13 protein-coding genes are annotated in these 16,289 nt (G+C 72.3%); 10 read left to right on the forward strand and 3 right to left on the reverse strand.

The features are described 5' to 3' along the window. The first annotated feature begins 32 nt into the window (after positions 1-32). The 9 genes from ACZ4QV_RS29430 (at position 33) to ACZ4QV_RS29470 (ending at position 10,980) form a co-directional block, all read left to right on the forward strand. On the forward strand, positions 33-2,741 hold the full coding sequence (locus ACZ4QV_RS29430) for a DNA polymerase III subunit gamma and tau (RefSeq protein WP_467763607.1): 2,709 nt from the start codon (positions 33-35) through the stop codon (positions 2,739-2,741). Between the two features lie 214 nt (positions 2,742-2,955). After that, a complete protein-coding gene (locus ACZ4QV_RS29435) occupies positions 2,956-3,312 on the forward strand; it encodes a YbaB/EbfC family nucleoid-associated protein (protein WP_106968753.1) in 357 nt (118 codons plus the stop codon). A gap of 214 nt (positions 3,313-3,526) precedes the next feature. Continuing rightward, positions 3,527-4,126 carry a recombination mediator RecR gene (gene recR / locus ACZ4QV_RS29440; RefSeq protein WP_003984655.1) on the forward strand — a complete coding sequence of 200 codons (600 nt, stop codon included), beginning with the start codon at positions 3,527-3,529 and terminating at the stop codon, positions 4,124-4,126. Beyond that, positions 4,119-4,784 (forward strand): DUF5063 domain-containing protein, encoded by a 666-nt coding sequence (locus ACZ4QV_RS29445; RefSeq protein ID WP_030019637.1) that lies wholly within the window; start codon positions 4,119-4,121, stop codon positions 4,782-4,784. The genes recR and ACZ4QV_RS29445 overlap by 8 nt, the downstream gene beginning before the upstream one ends. Before the next feature lie 291 nt (positions 4,785-5,075). After that, entirely contained in the window at positions 5,076-6,347 is a 1,272-nt protein-coding gene (locus ACZ4QV_RS29450) for an aspartate kinase (RefSeq protein ID WP_031012973.1), read from the forward strand. Beyond that, on the forward strand, positions 6,344-7,486 hold the full coding sequence (locus ACZ4QV_RS29455) for an aspartate-semialdehyde dehydrogenase (protein WP_361155429.1): 1,143 nt from the start codon (positions 6,344-6,346) through the stop codon (positions 7,484-7,486). The genes ACZ4QV_RS29450 and ACZ4QV_RS29455 overlap by 4 nt, the downstream gene beginning before the upstream one ends. A 535-nt stretch (positions 7,487-8,021) precedes the next feature. Further along, on the forward strand, positions 8,022-8,597 hold the full coding sequence (locus ACZ4QV_RS29460) for a SigE family RNA polymerase sigma factor (protein WP_030019634.1): 576 nt from the start codon (positions 8,022-8,024) through the stop codon (positions 8,595-8,597). After that, on the forward strand, positions 8,594-9,913 hold the full coding sequence (locus ACZ4QV_RS29465; RefSeq protein ID WP_361588064.1) for a DUF4232 domain-containing protein: 1,320 nt from the start codon (positions 8,594-8,596) through the stop codon (positions 9,911-9,913). Before ACZ4QV_RS29460 ends, ACZ4QV_RS29465 begins: the two co-directional genes overlap by 4 nt. 176 nt (positions 9,914-10,089) lie before the next feature. Continuing rightward, positions 10,090-10,980: an SURF1 family protein gene (locus tag ACZ4QV_RS29470; RefSeq protein WP_467763608.1), complete on the forward strand. Its 891-nt coding sequence runs from the start codon at positions 10,090-10,092 to the stop codon at positions 10,978-10,980. Between the two features lie 78 nt (positions 10,981-11,058). Here the strand turns inward: ACZ4QV_RS29470 and ACZ4QV_RS29475 are convergent, their stop codons facing one another. Together ACZ4QV_RS29475 and ACZ4QV_RS29480 are read right to left on the reverse strand one after the other, a co-directional pair. After that, the gene (locus tag ACZ4QV_RS29475) at positions 11,059-11,928 is read right to left on the reverse strand and encodes a pentapeptide repeat-containing protein (protein ID WP_361155436.1); all 870 of its coding nucleotides are present in this window, start codon (positions 11,926-11,928) and stop codon (positions 11,059-11,061) included. A gap of 256 nt (positions 11,929-12,184) precedes the next feature. Then, entirely contained in the window at positions 12,185-14,065 is a 1,881-nt protein-coding gene (locus tag ACZ4QV_RS29480; RefSeq protein WP_361614381.1) for a S9 family peptidase, read from the reverse strand. 69 nt (positions 14,066-14,134) lie between these two features. On the opposite strand from ACZ4QV_RS29480, the gene ACZ4QV_RS29485 reads away from it, so the two are divergent. Beyond that, positions 14,135-14,977: a class I SAM-dependent methyltransferase gene (locus ACZ4QV_RS29485; protein WP_361614379.1), complete on the forward strand. Its 843-nt coding sequence runs from the start codon at positions 14,135-14,137 to the stop codon at positions 14,975-14,977. 62 nt (positions 14,978-15,039) lie between these two features. Here the strand turns inward: ACZ4QV_RS29485 and ACZ4QV_RS29490 are convergent, their stop codons facing one another. Next, a complete protein-coding gene (locus ACZ4QV_RS29490; protein WP_467763609.1) occupies positions 15,040-16,191 on the reverse strand; it encodes a PLL family lectin in 1,152 nt (383 codons plus the stop codon). Positions 16,192-16,289: the final 98 nt, after the last annotated feature.

Raw genomic sequence — 16,289 nt, forward strand, 5'->3', positions numbered from 1 at the left:
GGTTGTCGGTGCGGGCCGATATCGTCGTATGCGTGTCGTCCCTCGCGCTGTACCGCCGCTACCGCCCCGAGACCTTTGCTCAGGTCATCGGGCAAGAGCACGTGACCGATCCGCTGCAGCAGGCCTTGCGGAACAACAGGGTCAACCACGCGTATCTGTTCAGCGGCCCGCGCGGCTGCGGCAAGACGACCAGTGCGCGCATCCTGGCGCGCTGTCTCAACTGTGAGAAAGGTCCCACCCCCGATCCGTGCGGGGAGTGCCACTCGTGTGTGGACCTCGCGCGCAACGGGCGGGGGAGCATCGATGTGATCGAGATCGACGCGGCTTCGCACGGTGGCGTGGACGACGCCCGTGAGCTGCGGGAGAAGGCGTTCTTCGGGCCGGCCGCCAGCCGGTACAAGATCTACATCATCGACGAGGCCCACATGGTCACGTCGGCGGGCTTCAACGCGCTGCTCAAGGTGGTCGAGGAGCCGCCGGAGCACCTGAAGTTCATTTTTGCGACGACCGAGCCCGAGAAGGTCATCGGGACGATCCGGTCGCGTACGCATCACTACCCGTTCCGGCTGGTGCCGCCGGGGACCCTGCGTGACTACCTGGGCGAGGTGTGCGGGCAGGAGGACATCCCGGTCGAGGACGGCGTGCTGCCGCTGGTCGTGCGGGCCGGGGCCGGGTCCGTACGGGACTCGATGTCGGTGATGGACCAGCTGCTCGCCGGCGCGGGCGACGCGGGTGTGACATATGCCATGGCCACGTCCCTGCTCGGGTACACCGACGGATCGCTGCTGGACTCGATCGTGGAGGCGTTCGCCGCGGGTGACGGGGCGGCGGCCTTCGAGGTCGTGGACCGGGTCATCGAGGGCGGGAACGACCCGCGGCGGTTCGTGGCCGACCTGCTGGAGCGGCTGCGTGACCTGGTGATCCTGGCGGCGGTTCCGGACGCGGCGGAGAAGGGGCTGATCGATTCGCCCGCCGATGTGGTGGAGCGGATGCAGGCCCAGGCGTCGGTGTTCGGAGGGGCGGAGCTGGCGCGGGCCGCCGATCTGGTCAATACCGGGTTGACGGAGATGCGGGGGGCCACCTCGCCGCGGCTCCAGTTGGAGCTGATCTGTGCGCGGGTGCTGCTGCCCGCCGCGTACGACGACGAGCGCTCGGTGCAGGCGCGCCTCGACCGCCTGGAGCGCGGGGCGAGCACGGCCGGGCTGAGCCTCGGCGCGCCGGTGACGACGGGGGTCGGCGGGCCCGAGGTCGAGTACGTGCCGGGGCCGGGTGCCCATGCGGGAATGCCGCCTTCGGGGTCGCCCGCCGGCGCGCCAGCCGGGTCGCCTGCCGGGCCTGCCGGCCCCGCCGCCGCGCGCGCCGCGGTGCGGGGGATGAACGGCGGGGGCGCCGGGGGCGGCGCCGGGGCCGGAATCGGTGCTGGTGCTGGGGCGAGTGCGCCCGGGGTGTCCTCCGGTGGTGCGCCCGCTGGGGAGATGCCCTCCGGCGGGGGGCAGGCGGAATCCACAGGGGCGGATGCTGCGGCTGCCGCCGCGCCGGGCGCTTGGCCTGGGGCGGCGAATGCAGGAGCAGGAACCGGAGCAGGAGCAGGGGCCGGCGCGGGTTCCGGCTCGGGCGCTGAGCAGGCGGCGCAGCCTGGGGCCTGGCCCGGTCAGGGGGGAGGCCAGGGAGCCGGACAGCGGCAGCCCGGTGCGTGGCCCGGGCAGCAGGCGGCCGGGGGCGCGGCCGGGCGGCAGCCTGGCGGGTGGCCCACGGCGGCGGCGCCGGGGCAGGGCGGCGGCCCGGGAGGCGCCGGGGGCGCCGGCGGCCCTGCCGGTGGCGGCGTGCAGGCCGGTGCGGGCCAGTCCGGGCAGCCCGGCCAGTCCGTACCCGTACAGCACGGACAGCAGTCTCCACAGCCTCCGCAGGCGCAGCAGGCCGCTCAGGGCGGCGGGAGCATGGCGCAGGGAGCCGCGCAGGTGCGGCAACTGTGGCCGGAGATCCTGGAGGCGGTGAAGGGCCGCCGGCGCTTCACCTGGATCCTGCTCAGCCAGAACGCGCAGGTCGCCGGTTTCGACGGCACGACGCTGCAGATCGGCTTCCCGAACGCCGGAGCCCGGGACAGCTTCGCCAACGGCGGCAGCGAGGACGTGCTGCGGCAGGCGCTGGCCGACAAGTTCAACGTGCAGTGGAAGGTCGAGGCGATCGTCGACCCGTCCGGGGGCACCAATCCTCCCGGCGGGCCCGCCGGGGGCGCGCCGCAGGGTGGCGGCTTCGGCGGCGGCAATGCCGGCGGTGGCGGCGGCTTCGGCGGCTCCTCCGGCGCTCCGGCGCAGGGCGGCGGGCCGAGCGCTCCGTCCGGTGGCGCGCAGGCCGGGTCCGGATCCGGGTACGACGCGGGCGGCGGCCAGGGTGCGCAGATGGCGCGGCAGGCGGTGGCTCCGACGGGGGCCGCGTCCGGTGGAGGTGGCTACGGGACCGCGGGCGGCCATGACGGTGGCGGCGGCAACGGCGGTCAGGGTGGCAACGGCGACTCCAGCGGTTCCTACGGGGCCGGGGCCGGGGCCGGTGCCTCCGGGCCTGCCGGTGGTGGCGCTGCCCGGTCCGCGTACCGCGAGCCGGAGCCCGCACCGGTGTCGATCGAGGACGACATGCCCGCCGAGGACGACCCCGACCTCGTCGACTCCGCGCTGAGCGGACACGACCTGATCGTCCGCGAGCTGGGCGCGACGGTGGTCGAGGAGTTCAACAACGAGTACTGAGCGGTCGAGCGGCTGTCGACGCGTCCGTACGGAGCGTTACTGAGCGTTCGCTCCGGGCGTGCTGATCGGGTACGGGCGCGCGCCGGATGGCTGCCGTACTACGGTCGGCCGGGCGTACGGCCCCGCTCCTCCGTACGGCGTAGGGCGTCGCGCCGTTCGAGCACGTAGGCTCGGGCTACCGCACCAATCGTTGTCGTACGGCAGGAGTCACGTAGTGATCCCCGGTGGTCAGCCCAACATGCAGCAGCTGCTCCAGCAGGCCCAGAAGATGCAGCAGGATCTCGCGGCGGCCCAGCAGGAGCTGGCCGAGACGCCCGTGGAGGGTTCGGCGGGAGGCGGCCTGGTCAAGGCGACCGTGAACGGCTCCGGCGAGCTCCAGGGCCTGGTCATCGACCCCAAGGCGGTGGACCCCGAGGCGGGCACCGCCGAGGAGAACGCCGAGACGCTCGCGGACCTCGTCCTGGCCGCCGTACGGGACGCCAACGCCAGCGCTCAGCAGCTCCAGCAGGAGAAGCTCGGCCCGCTCGCCCAGGGGCTGGGCGGCGGCGGCATTCCCGGCCTCCCCTTCTGAGCCACCGGCCACCGGTCGCCGGTCGCCGGTCGCCGGCCACCGGCCGCCGGTCGTACGGCCGCCGACCGGAAGGCGGCAGGAGGACGACACAGGCTCCGGCTCCGGAACCACCGTTCCGGATCTCCGGGGCCGAAGTCGTCGGAAGATGGGTCTCCCTTTCCGGGGAGGAGACAACTAGCGTACGCAGCACGGCAGAAGAGAGAGAAGACGTTCCGTGTATGAAGGCGTGGTCCAGGATCTGATCGACGAGCTGGGCAGACTGCCCGGCGTCGGTCCCAAGAGCGCGCAGCGGATCGCCTTCCACATTCTTCAGGCCGAGCCGACCGACGTCCGCCGGCTCGCGAACGCGCTGATGGAGGTCAAGGCGAAGGTCCGGTTCTGCAGCGTGTGCGGCAACGTCGCGCAGGACGAGCAGTGCCGGGTCTGCCTGGACCCGCGCCGCGATCCGGCGGTCATCTGTGTCGTGGAGGAGCCCAAGGACGTCGTGGCGATCGAGCGGACGCGGGAGTTCCGCGGCCGCTACCACGTGCTCGGCGGGGCGATCAGCCCGATCGAGGGCGTGGGCCCCGACGATCTGCGGATACGGGAACTCCTGGCCAGGCTCGCGGACGGCACGATCACCGAGCTGATCCTGGCCACCGACCCGAACCTGGAGGGCGAGGCCACGGCCACGTACCTCGCGCGCATGGTCAAGCCGATGGGCCTGCGGGTGACGCGGCTGGCCAGCGGACTGCCCGTCGGGGGCGATCTGGAGTATGCCGACGAGGTCACGCTCGGGCGGGCCTTCGAAGGGAGGAGACTTCTCGATGTCTGATGCCACGCTGCACGACGCCACGCGGAATCCGGACGATTTCGCCGTACAGATCTCCGACTCGATCGAGAGCTTCATCGTCGCGGTCACCGAGGTGGCCAAGGGTGACGAGCCGGACAGCGCCGTGCCGTTCCTGCTGCTGGAGGTCTCCCAGCTCCTGCTGACCGGCGGCCGGCTGGGGGCGCACGAGGACATCGTGCCGGACGAGCGGTACGAGCCCGACGTGGGCCCGGAACCGGACGTCGACGAGCTGCGGGAGCGGTTCGCGCGGCTGCTGGACCCGGTGGACGTCTACTCCGAGGTCTTCGACCCGTACGTACCGCGCAGCGCGCCCGTCGCCTGCCGGATCTCCGACGACCTCGCGGACCTCATCACGGACCTGCGGCACGGCCTGGCGCACTACCGGGCGGGCCGGGTCAGCGAGGCGCTGTGGTGGTGGCAGTTCTCGTACCTGTCGAACTGGGGGCCGACGGCGAGCGCGGCGCTGCGCGCGTTGCAGTCGCTGGTCGCCCACGTACGGCTGGACCAGCCGCTGGACGAGCTGGACGGCCTGGACACGGACAGTGACGCGGCGGACGGCGACGAGGAGCGGCTCGCCGAGGAGGCCGGCAAGGTCATGGCGGCGGAGATCGCCGGACCGCTGGGGCTGCGCGGGGTGTGAGACGGCCGCGCGGCCGGGTACGCGCCCCGAAGCGCCCGCAACGGCCACCGCGACCGGTGTGACCTGGCTTACCTTTCCGTGTGCCCTTGTGAGAAGCGGGCATGTGCTGGCCGAGCGGGCGCAACGGCGCGCCCACGCCGGTCCACGGACGTTCGTGACGTGAGCGCTGTGTCTCACCATGTGGTATTGGCGAGGCGGATTCCGCCTGCTCGTTAGACTGAGCCGACCGCAGTACCCCCTTTCCGGGGGTCCGGGAGGAAACTCCCGAAGAGACAGTTGCGAGGAGCGCACGTGGGCCTTGTCGTGCAGAAGTACGGCGGCTCATCCGTTGCGGATGCCGAGGGCATCAAGCGCGTTGCCAAGCGAATCGTCGAGGCCAAGAAGAACGGCAACCAGGTGGTTGTGGTGGTCTCCGCGATGGGCGACACGACGGACGAGCTGATCGATCTCGCGCAGGAAGTGTCCCCGATCCCGTCGGGGCGCGAGTTCGACATGCTGCTGACCGCCGGAGAGCGGATCTCCATGGCCTTGCTGGCGATGGCGATCAAAAACCTCGGTCACGAGGCGCAGTCCTTCACCGGGAGCCAGGCCGGTGTCATCACCGACTCCGTGCACAACAAGGCGCGGATCATCGATGTCACCCCGGGCCGCATCAAGACGTCCGTGGACGAGGGCAACATCGCCATCGTCGCCGGCTTCCAGGGTGTGTCCCAGGACAAGAAGGACATCACCACGCTGGGGCGGGGCGGCTCGGACACCACCGCCGTCGCGCTGGCCGCGGCGCTGGACGCGGACGTCTGCGAGATCTACACCGATGTGGACGGTGTCTTCACCGCCGACCCCCGGGTCGTGAAGAAGGCCCGGAAGATCGACTGGATCTCGTTCGAGGACATGCTGGAGCTGGCCAGCTCCGGTTCCAAGGTGCTGCTGCACCGCTGCGTCGAGTACGCCCGCCGTTACAACATCCCGATCCACGTCCGCTCGTCCTTCTCCGGACTGCGCGGCACCTGGGTCAGCAACGAACCGCAAGGGGACCAGCCCATGGAGCAGGCGATCATCTCGGGCGTCGCGCACGACACCTCCGAGGCGAAGGTCACGGTCGTCGGCGTCCCGGACAAGCCGGGCGAGGCCGCGACGATCTTCCGGGCCATCGCGGACTCCGAGGTCAACATCGACATGGTCGTGCAGAACGTGTCGGCCGCCTCGACGGGTCTGACCGACATCTCCTTCACGCTGCCGAAGGACGAGGGCCGCAAGGCCGTCACGGCGCTGGAGAAGACCAAGGCGTCGGTCGGCTTCGACTCGCTGCGCTACGACGACCAGATCGCCAAGATCTCGCTGGTCGGCGCGGGCATGAAGACCAACCCCGGCGTGACCGCGACCTTCTTCGAGGCGCTGTCCAACGCGGGCGTGAACATCGAGCTGATCTCGACCTCCGAGATCCGCATCTCGGTCGTCACCCGTGCGGACGACGTCAAGGAGGCCGTGCAGGCCGTGCACAGCGCCTTCGGTCTCGACAGCGAGAGCGACGAGGCCGTGGTGTACGGCGGCACCGGTCGATGACGACCCCCTTCTCGGGTACGGCTACGGGCCGCGTGGGTGACCGCGCGGCCCGTAAGCCGCATCTGGCCGTCGTCGGCGCCACCGGCGCGGTCGGCTCGGTGCTGCTCGGAATCCTCTCCGAGCGGGCCGACATCTGGGGCGAGATCCGCCTGCTGGCCTCGCCCCCAAGCTCTCAGCTTCGTTCGGGCAGGGGGGACCCCCACCGTTCGGCCGGCCGCAAGCTGACCGTACGGGGCGAGGAGGTCGAGGTCCTCGCGCTGAGCGAGGAGGCCTTCGACGGCATCGACATCGCGATGTTCGACGTACCGGACGAGGTCTCCGCGCAGTGGGCGCCGATCGCCGCCGCCAAGGGCGTGGTGGTCGTGGACAACTCCGCGGCGTTCCGGATGGACCCGGACGTGCCGCTGGTGGTGCCCGAGGTCAACGCGCACGCGGCGCGGGTGCGCCCGCGCGGCATCGTCGCCAACCCGAACTGCACCACCCTGTCGATGATCGTCGCGCTGGGCGCCCTGCACGCCGAGTACGGGCTGAGCGAGCTGATCGTCTCCTCGTACCAGGCCGTCTCGGGCGCGGGCGAGGACGGCGTCGACACGCTGCGCTCCCAGCTCGCCGCCGTCTCCGGTACGGACCTGGGCACCGCCCCCGGCGACGTACGGCGGGCGATGGGCGACACGCTCGGCCCCTTCCCGGCGCCGGTCGCGCTCAACGTCGTGCCGTGGGCCGGGTCGCTGAAGGAGGACGGCTGGTCCTCGGAGGAACTCAAGGTCCGCAACGAGTCGCGGAAGATCCTGAGCCTGCCCGACCTGCGGGTCACCGCGACCTGCGTACGGGTCCCCGTGATCACCACGCACTCGCTGACCGTGCACGCGCGCTTCGAGAACGAGGTCACGGTCGTCGGGGCGCACGAGATCCTGGCGTCCGCGCCGGGCGTCGTGGTCTGCGACGACCCGGAGGCCGGCGAGTTCCCCACGCCCGCCGACGTGGTCGGCACGGACCCGACCTGGGTCGGGCGGGTACGGCGGTCGCTGGACGATCCCAGGGCGCTGGAGCTGTTCGTGTGCGGGGACAACCTGCGCAAGGGCGCGGCGCTGAACGCCGTGCAGATCGCCGAGGTGGTCGCGGCGGAGATGACCGCGTAGGCCCGTAGGGGCGGGGTACGGGACGCGGGGTACGGGGCCGGCCTGCGGACCCGGCGCACGGCATCCGCGCCCGGTGTGCGACGCTCGTTGGCCGGGAAACGTCGACCGTGGCCGAGGAGTGCCGTTTTGGAGAGCTGCTGACCCGATTGGTGCTGTCACTGATCCGCTCAGGAGATACCTTGTGAGTTGTGTGAAGGTCCTGTGAGCGACTCGTTGGTCCAAACCACTTGAACTGGCCCGACGCCGTGTTCGACTATTCGCTCCCCCCTTGCTGCAACCGGTAGTTGGGCGGGGAGCGTCTTTGTGGCCGCCCCTCAGGGGTGTCCATGGACCTGTTGGACAAATGGGGTATTGGGGAAGAGCTGGTACGCATGAGGGCATTTGACCCGCCGTCAAAGACGGTGTCGTGCGCGTACAACCCTGATGGGGGGAAACGTGTCCAACAGGCGTGGCAGAGGTATTCGGCATCGCGATCGCCCCAGGGGGCTCCGGCGGCACGGCAGTGCGGCCGTTGCGGCCCCGCATGCCCGGGGGCATGCCGGTGATCGCCCCGTGGCCCGCCGCGCAGCCCGCGCAGATCTCCCCTCAGCGTGGGGACACTGACGACGCGATGGCTGCGGGCACGACTGTCGACCATCTCACCGAGACCTACCGCGCGCACTACCGATCACTGCTGGGCCTCGCCGCGCTGCTGCTGGACGACACCGCCTCCTGCGAGGACGTCGTCCAGGAAGCCTTCATCCGGGTGCACTCCGCCCGCGGCCGGGTGCGCGATCCCGAGAAGACCCTCGCCTATCTGCGCCAGACAGTCGTCAATCTCTCCCGTTCGGCGCTGCGCCGCCGCATCCTCGGGCTGAAGCTGCTCTCCAAGCCGATGCCCGACATGGCGAGCGCCGAGGAAGGCGCGTACGACCTCCTGGAGCGCGACCAATTGATCAAGGCGATGCGGGGGTTGCAGCGCCGCCAGCGCGAGGTCCTGGTCCTGCGGTACTTCGCGGACATGACCGAGGCCCAGGTCGCCGAGACGTTGGGGATATCGCTCGGTTCGGTGAAGGCGTACGGCTCACGGGGTATCGCGGCGCTGCGCGTCGCCATGGAGGCTCCCGCATGAGTGGCAAGCAGTTCGGCCCGTACGACCCGCAGGACAGGCAAGGCCCGCGGAACTCCCGTAACGAGGGGGAGCCGCAGCACCGGCAGGACGCGCAGGACCAGCACGGCACGCAGGACCAGCCCGATGCCCGGCCCCCGCAGGGAGCACAGGACCCGCAAGGCACACAGGACCGGCGGGACCCGCGGGGCTCGCAGGCACCGAAGGATGCGCCGGACCCGAGGGGCGAGCCGCAGGAACGCGGGGAGACCGACCAGCCCGGACAGGACACCGGCCACAGCGTCGGCGAGGACGAGCTGCGGCGGCTGCTGCACTCCGCCGTCGGCGACCTGGAGCCCGCCCCCGACTCGCTCGAACAGTTGCGCCGCGCGGTCCCGGCCCGGCGCCGGCGCCGCCGCCACGCCGTGGCCGGCGCCGCCGCGGCCATCCTGCTCGGCGGTACGTCCATCCCCGCGATGGTGCACGTGGCCGACTTCGCCGACGGCCCCGAGGACCGTCCCGCCAACGCCGCCAGTACACAGCGCACCCCGGGCAGCACCGAAGGCACGCACGGCGAGGGCACCGAGCACAGCGGCAAGCCGCCGGCCGGGCACGGCGGGAAGAAGACCGGTCCGGGCAAGTCGGCCGAACCGGGCAAGAGCCCGGACGCGGCGGAGAAGCAGCCCAGCGCCGGCACCGGCACGCCGTACCCGTCCGGGACGATGGACGTCACCTCGCCCGCCTGTTCGCGCGCGCAGCTCGGCAACGGTGTCAGCTCGGTCGGCCCCGCCGACGCCGGCGGCCGCGTCTACGGCTCGTTCCGGGTGGTGAACACCTCCGACACCGCGTGCTCGGTCGAGGGCGGCGGCGAGATCGGCGTGCTCCCGCAGGGCGGTACGGACAGCTCGCGCGTCAGCGTCGTCGACCACACGGCGGGCGACGCGGCCCCCGCCCTGCCCGACCCGATCACCACCCCGGACCAACTGGTGCTCAAGCCGGGCCAGGCGTACGAGGTCAAGTTCGCGTGGGTCCCGGCGGAGGGCGGCGGCACGACCGGCTGCTCCGCGCCGCCCCCGTCGCCGACCCCGGTTCCGTCCAAGGCACCCGGTGAGAAGACGCCGGACTCCTCCTCGTCGGCGTCCGGCGAGGGCGGCGGCAGCACCACGGGCGGCAGCCAGGCCGGCGGCAACGAGGGCACCCCGGGCGGTGGCTCCAACCCGCCGGGCGGCATCGTGCTGAACCACACACCGGAGGCCGGGGAGCCGGCCGCGGCGGACGTCAAGCTTCCGGACGCCTGCGCCGGGACGGTCTACCGCACCGAACCCCTGCCGGCGCAGTAGCGGCCCGCCCCGGGCACTGCCTGCCCTGGGTGAACTCTCCAGGGCCGGTGCGGGCGCGGAGCCGGGCTGAGGTCCGCGTCCGGGCCCGCGCGCGGGTTCTCACCCGGGCCGCGCGGGGCGGCGTGGGTACGGCCCCGCCGTCCGGTCCGGGTGGCGCTCCCCGTACCGTTGGCCTTGTGTACCGGTTCCTGCTGACCCCGCGGTGGTGGGGAATCAACGTCTTCGCCGTACTGGCGATTCCTTTCTGCATCTTCATGGGCAGCTGGCAGCTGAGCCGCTTCGAGGACCGCGTCGACACGCACCACCAGCAGGAGGACCGGTCCGCCGAGGCGCAGGCCGCGGCCGCCCGGCCGCTGGACGAGCTGCTGCCGGTGGACAAGGTCACCTCGGGCCGCCAGGCCACCGCCACCGGTCGCTACGACACCGGACACCAGTTGCTCGTCCCGGACCGCCGTCTCGACGAGCGGAACGGTTTCTACGTACTGACGCTGCTGCGTACGGACGGCGGCAAGGCGCTCCCGGTCGTACGGGGCTGGCTGCCCGGCGACGCGAACGCGCCCGAGGCCAGGGCGAAGGTGCCCGCGCCGCCGAGCGGCGCGGTGACGGTCACCGGGGCCCTGCAGGCTTCGGAGAACCAGGGCACCGACGGGGTGCACGCGAGCGGCGGGCTGCCGGCCGGGCAGCTCGGCATGATCAGCGCGGCGTCACTGGTCAACATCGTCCCGTACGACGTGTACGACGCCTGGATCACCGTGACCGAGGCCGACGCGCCGCTGGTCGCCGTGCCGCCGACGGCGGCGGAGGGCAGCGGGCTGGACCTGAAGGCGTTCCAGAACCTGGGGTACACCGGGGAATGGTTCGTGTTCGCCGGGTTCGTGATCTTCATGTGGTTCCGGCTCTTCCGCCGGGAGGCGGAGGCGGCCAGGGACGTGGCGCTGGGGCTGGTCCCGGCGGAGGAGGGGGCGGCGGCCGGGGCCTCCGGGAGCGCCGATGACGGTACGAGCGCTGCGAACGGCGCGAAGGGCGCGAGCGGCGCGAACGGCACCTCCTCCGCGACACGGTCCTGAGTCGGCCACCTCGCTGCTGTCCCGGCCGCGGCCCCCGTCTCCCGCGGCTCCCCGTCGTCCGCTACTCCCCGCCTCCCGCTACTTCCCGTTTCCCGATGGCCCCTGCCCCCGCTCCTGCCAGTGCGCCGGGCGGCTGAGCGCCTCGGGCAGCTTCGTCGAGGCGTCGCCCCTGGCCGCGTTGAGCTGGGCCTGGGTGAGGAAGATGCTGCCGGTCAGGTCGGCGCCGCTCAGGTTCGCGTCCCGGAAGTCCACGCCGATCAGGTCGGCGGTCCGCAGATCCGCGCCCTTGAGGTCGGCGGCGATGAGGTAGGCGCCGCGCAGGTTCGCGCCCCGCAGGTCGGCCCCCCTGAGCCGGGCGCCGATCAGGTCGGCCCCCCGGTGGTTCTTCTTACGGCCGGGAACGGTGGCCCGCACCAGTTCGCTGGTGCGCAGCAGCAGGGCGTTGACGTCCTGCCGTACGGCCGCGACGTCCACGTCGGCGAGCGCGTCGGCGCTGCCGCGGGTGAGCCGGTCGGTCTCCTTCAGGGCGCGGCGGAGGTCCTTGTGGACGGGACGCGCGGCCGGCAGCTCCAGTGCCTCGGCCAGGTACCAGAGCAGTTCGTGGAGCTGGCGCATGACGGGGAACACGTCGAACATCTGCCGCGCGGTGCCCGGCGCGCTGCGCCAGTCCGTACCGCCGAAGGTGACCTGGGAGACCTTCTGGCCAGCGCCGAAGCAGTCGAAGACCGTACAGCCGGAGAAGCCCTTGTCGCGGAGGCGGGCGTGGATGCCGCAGCTGAAGTCCGCCTGGAGGTTCGTGCACGGCTTGCCGGCGGGCTTGTCGACCGCGAAGTCGGCGGAGGCGGCGAAGGGCAGCGCGACGCAGCACAGCCCGAAGCAGTTGCCGCAGTCGGCCTGCAGGTCGAGACGGTCACCGCCGGCCGAGGGGGCTTCATGCTTCTGGGACACCGTGAGCGCTCTCCTGCCACAAGACGAGCGGGAGTGCGCCCCCCGCTCCGTTCCACGTACGAACCTCCATTCTCCCGGACGGGGGAGAGCGCCGGGGGAGACGGGGCGGGGGGCGGGTGCGGGGCGGTGCGGTCACGGGCGGGGGAGGGGGCCTGGGGCCTCGGGATCTGAGGGCCGGGGGCCCGGGGACCGGGGCGGGCCCACGTGGCGCTCTGGGGGCTTCCCCCCCACCCACCCCCGCCCCTGCTCTCGACCGCTACTGCTTCAGCTCACCGCTGCTCTCCACCCCCGCCCCCAGGCCCAGGTACCGGCGCGTGAAGTCCAGCTCCAGGCGGACCTGCTTGATGCGCTCCTCGACGACCAGGGAGCCGTGGCCGGCGTCGTAGCGGTACACCTCGTGCGGGTGGCCGCGGTCCTTCAGGCGGTCGACGTAGTTCTCCACCTGGCGGATGGGGCAGCGCGGGTCGTTGACCCCGGCGGAGATGTAGACCGGCGCGCGCACCGCGTCCACGTACGTCAGCGGCGACGACGCCTCGAAGCGCTCCGGCACCTCCTCCGGCGTGCCGCCCAGCAGCGTGCGGTCCATCGCCTTCAGGGCCTCCATCTCGTCGTGGTACGCGGTGACGTAGTCCGCCACCGGGACCGCCGCCAGGCCCAGCGCCCACGCCTCCGGCTGGGTGCCCAGCCCGAGCAGCGTCAGGTAGCCGCCCCACGAGCCGCCGGAGAGCACCAGCCGCTCCGGATCGGCCAGCCCGGAGGAGACGGCCCACTCCCGCACCGCCGCGATGTCCTCCAGCTCGATCAGCCCGACGCGGTGCTTGAGGGCGTCCGTCCACTCCCGGCCGTAACCCGTCGAGCCGCGGTAGTTCACCCGCACCACGGCGAAGCCGTGGTCCACCCACGCCGCGGGCGCGGACGCGAATGCGTCGCTGTCGTGCCACGTCGGGCCGCCGTGGATCTCGAAGACCGTCGGGAACGGGCCATCGCCGGCCGGCTGCTGCACCAGCGCGTGGACCGTGCCGCCCGGGCCCTCCACCCACGCGTCGGTCACCGGCACCGAGCCCGGCGCCTTCATCCCGGGCGGGTCGAGGACGACCCGCCCGCTCGTCGAGCGCACCTCCGGCGGCTGCGCGGCCGACGACCAGAGGTACTCCACCGAGCCGTCCGGCCGCGCCGTCGCCCCGGCGACCGTCCCGGCGGGCGTATCGACGCGGGTCAGCTGCCGGGTCAGCGGCTCGTAGCGCCACAGTTCGGCGCGCGCCCGGAACTCGTGCTCCACCAGCAGGGCGGCACCGTCCGGATACCAGTCGGCGGCCACGTCGCCCGGCAGGTCGATGTCCAGGGCGCTCTCCTCGCCCGTCAGCGGGTCCCAGATCATCGGCTCCCAGCGGCCGCGCCGCTGGTGCCCGACGAGCAGCCGGGAGTCGCCGTCCACCGGCGCGAAGCCCATCACGGACAGGCCCAGCTCCTCGGTGCCGCCCTTGGTGTCGTCCAGCTCGGCGACGGTCGAGCCGTCCGGCCGCAGCACCCGGATCGCGGAGTGCATCGCGTCACCGTGCTCGGTGTGCTCGACGGCGATCAGCGAACCGTCGTGCGACAGGGCGCCCACGCCCGCCGACTCGCGGTGCCGGTAGATCTCCACGGGCTGCTGCCCGGGCCGTACGACGTGGATGGTGGTGCCGTCCTCGTCCGTGGAGCGGCCGATCACCGCTGTGCCGTCCCGGCCGAGCGCCAGGCCCGCCGGGTACGAGGGCTCCAGGCCGGGCGCGGCCGGCTCGTCCGGGCCGCCGCCGAACGGCTGCCGCTTCCAGATGCCGAACTCGTCGCCGTCGGTGTCCGAGAACCACCAGATCCACTCGCCGTCGGGCGTCAGCGTGCCGTCCGTCGTGCCGTTCGGCCGGTCGGTGGCCTGCCGCTGCCCGCCGCTCGCCCGGTCCCAGGCGTACAGCTCGAAGGTGCCGGTGGCGTTGGAGACGAACAGCGAGCGGTCCGGGGCGTCCTCGGCCCACTCGGGCAGGCCGACCCGCGGCGCCCGGAAGCGCTTCTCCCAGTCCGGCACGGTCGCGGGGGAACCGGCCGTCCCCGGGGCGCCCGCCCCGGAAGCTTCGGTGTTGGCGTTGGTGGTCTCGTCAGTCATGGCCCCATTCTGCGCAGGCCCGGAAAAATTCCGCTGACACGGCCCCCAGCCTGTGGATAACTTCGCCGGATGCTGACACACACGGGACCTGAGGACTGGCGTGCGGCCAACCGTGCCATGTGGGACGAGCGGGTCCCCATCCACCTCGCCAGCGACTTCTACGACCAGGACGGTTTCCGCCGGGACCGGGACGTCATCCGTGACTTCGAGGCGGCGGAGGTCGGCGACGTCACCGGCAGGACGCTGCTGCACCTCCAGTGCCACATCGGCCAGGACACCCTGTCCTGGGCCCACCGCGGCGCCGCCCACGTCGTCGGCCTGGACTTCTCCGAACCGGCGATCGAGGCCGCCCGCGCACTGGCCGCCGAGGTCGGCATCGGCCCCGACCGTGCCACCTTCCTCACCGCCGACGTGTACGACGCGGCCGACGCCGTCGCCGCCACCGGGGCCCCAGCGGCGTACGACGTCGTCTACACCGGCCTCGGGGCGCTCTGCTGGCTGCCGGACATCCGCCGCTGGGCCGAGACGGCCGCTTCCCTCGTCGCCCCCGGAGGCTTCCTCTACCTCGCGGAGTTCCACCCGCTCACCGACGTCCTGGACGACGAGAGCGCCTCGCGCGTCGCGTACGACTACTTCAGCCGGGACGCGTGGGTGGACGAGAGCCCGGGGACGTACACGGACTTCTCGGCCCCCACGGTCCACAACCGCCGCGTCGAGTGGCAGCACACCCTCGGCGACGTCGTCTCGGCGCTCGCCGCGGCCGGTCTGCGCCTGGAGTTCCTGCACGAGCACGACATGACGATGTTCCAGCGCTTCGGCTCGCTGGCACGCGGGGACGACGGCTACTTCCGGCTGCCCGCCGACCGCCCCCGCGTCCCGCTCATGTACTCGCTCAAGGCGACGCGCCCGTAAGGCTCAGGCGGCCGCGGGACTCACCCGCACGTCTGCGGGGCCCGCACCGACGCCTGCGGGACTCACACGAACTTCTGCGGCCGGTGCCACAGCGCCTCGTCGGTGCCGCGGAAGAACAGCTCCAGCCGGCCGTCCCGGTTGGTGCCGACCACCGGGTCGCCGCCGACGTTGCGTACCAGCTCGAAGTGGCCGCTCCAGTCCACGCCGTTGATCTTCGATTCCTCGGCCGCGTACATGTGGCCGTTGGTGCTGTGGTGGAAGACCACCAGCCGCCCGTCGGCCGCGCGCGCCAGCGCGGGCGTGCCCTGGACGCCGCCCCCCAGGCTGGAGGCGGAGGTCCAGGAGTCGTACCCGGCCTTCTGCTGGATGTGCCACAGCTGGGTGTCCGTACCGCGGAAGAACACCTGGACGCGCTGGTCCGAGTCGAGACCCGCCTCGATGCCGCCGCCGATGTTGCGTACGAGCTCGAAGTGGCCGCTCCAGGAGTCGCTGGAGTCGGGCACCTTCTGCTGGTTGTCGTAGAGGTTGCCGTTGGTGCTGTGGTGGAAGACCTCCAGCTTGCCGTCACCGGCCCGCGCGACCGCCGGGTTGCCCTGCACGCCGCCGGCCAGGCTGGACGGCGCCACCCAGTTCTCGTAGTCGACGTTCTGCTGGTACACGTGCCACAGCTGGGTGTCCGTGCCGCGGAAGAAGACGTCCAGGCGCCCGTCGGCGTTGACGGCCGGGACCGGGTCGCCACCGATGTTGCGCACGATGATGTCGTCGGGGCTGAAGCCGACGTTGATCGCGCCCTGCCGCACGTGGTGCAGGTGACCGTCCGAGCCCTTGTAGAAGACCGAGATGCGGCCGTCCAGGCTGCGGATGGCGTTCGGTTCGCTGCCCAGCGAACCGCCCAGGTTCTCCCAGTCGCTCCAGCCGCCGTCGCGCTTCTGCCAGATGGTCCACAGCGCCTGCTCGTTCTTCCCGCGGGCGAACACCTGGAGGCGGCCGTCGGCGTTCGGGGCCACGGAGGGGTTGCCGACGATCTGCCCGTGCAGGGAGGTGGCCTCGTCCCAGGCCATACCGGGTGTGGTGGGGATGTCGACCATGATCGCTCTCCTTCGTGCGTACGAGTGGAGCAGGTCGGCGCACAGGCTAGCCACGGGAACGGCACCCGAGAACACGGCCCGGCCGATTGACCGGAACCACCCGTCATACCCGGCCATGAGCGACATCGGGGGCGGCGAGCGGGCGGCGAGGGGACAGCGGGCCGGTCAACGGCGAACCGGCGAAGGGCGCCGTTCACCGGGCCACCGGCGGACCGCCGACGCCC

It is taken from the genome of Streptomyces sp. NPDC026394 (assembly GCF_055567735.1).